The organism is Streptomyces sp. ADMS, from assembly GCF_033441795.1.
GTDB lineage: Bacteria > Actinomycetota > Actinomycetes > Streptomycetales > Streptomycetaceae > Streptomyces.
The window spans coordinates 1-1,319 of sequence record NZ_JAVFVX010000311.1; the positions used below are offsets into that span (position 1 = coordinate 1).

The window sequence follows — 1,319 nt, forward strand, 5'->3', positions numbered from 1 at the left end:
TGTCCCTCCCCTCGTAGCGTGGAGTCCGTGATTGCAGGGGAAGTTGGGGTTCATGGGGTCCAAGCAACGGATGTACACGCCTGAGTTTCGTGAGGGTGCTGTACGCATTGTGATCGAGACGGGCAGGCCGATCCCGGAGGTCGCCGAGGAGCTCGGTGTGCATTCCGGCACGCTGCACAGCTGGGTGTCGCGGTGGCGGCGCAACGGGTCGGCGTCGTCCGACCAGCCTGCCGAGCCCGCACCGGGCGGGCGGCTGCGCGAAGCTGAGCGGGCCGAGCTGGAGCGGCTGCGGCGGGATGCGGCGGAGAAGAACAAGCGGATCCGCGAGCTGGAGATGGAGCGTGATGTCCTCAAGCGATGCATGGTCCTCTGGGTGAAGTGACCGAAGCGAACCCGGCCGCCCTGGCCGCGTTCATCGGTAACCAGAGGACCGAGCACCACGTCCCGCACCGCCTGGCCTGCCGGGTTCTGGGAGTGTCGGAGTCCTGGTTCTACAAGTGGCGCGACAAGCCCACCACCGCTCGTGAAGTGCGGCGAGGACATCTGGCCGACGCGATCCGGCAAATCTTCGAGAACTCCGGCGGCACCTACGGTTCTCCGAAGGTCTGGCTCCTCCTGATCCGCGCCGGCTGGCGTGTCTCGGTGAACACGGTCGCGCGTCTCATGGCCGAACTCGGCCTGGCCGGACGGAAGATCCGCCGACGGGGCGGGCTGACCCGCCCCGGAAAACGGCCCGCGTTCGCGGACTTTGTCCGCCGCGACTTCACCGCCGACGCTCCGGACCAGGTGTGGTGCGGCGACATGACAGAGATCACCACCGGTGAGGGCAAGTTGTATCTGGCCACCGTCATCGACCTGTTCTCGCGCCGCCTGCTCGGCTACGCGATGGGCGCCCGTCACGACGCAGAACTCGTCGTTGCGTCCTTGAACATGGCCGCGGCCACCCGTGGCGGCGACGTCAAGGGCGTCATCTTCCACAGCGACAGGGGCAGCGAATATGTGTCCCGGCGCTTCCGCCGGGCCTGCCGGCGTCTGGGCGTGACACAGTCCATGGGCCGGGTCGGGTCGTGTTTCGACAACGCCGTCAGCGAGGCGTTCAACAGCGTACTCAAGGTCGAGTACGTCCACCGGCACACCTTCGCCACCCGCACCGAGGCCCGCCTGAGAATCGCGACCTGGATCACCGGCTTCTACAACACGCACCGACTACACAGCGTGTGCGGTTACCGGAGTCCGATCGACTACGAACACGACCACCGAGCCAGCTCCCCCTTGGAGCTGGCCGCTTAGAAGATCTCCACAGTCCGAGGGGATTGACA

General features: G+C 66.6%; 2 protein-coding genes. Both read left to right on the plus strand.

Going from position 1 to position 1,319, the window contains the following annotated elements:
• Positions 1–52 precede the first annotated feature (52 nt).
• Positions 53–382, plus strand: a complete 330-nt coding sequence (locus RB628_RS40635) for a transposase (RefSeq protein ID WP_318325668.1) — start codon at positions 53–55, stop codon at positions 380–382.
• Positions 379–1,290, plus strand: a complete 912-nt coding sequence (locus RB628_RS40640; protein ID WP_318325669.1) for an IS3 family transposase — start codon at positions 379–381, stop codon at positions 1,288–1,290. Before RB628_RS40635 ends, RB628_RS40640 begins: the two co-directional genes overlap by 4 nt.
• The last annotated feature ends 29 nt before the right edge of the window (positions 1,291–1,319 follow it).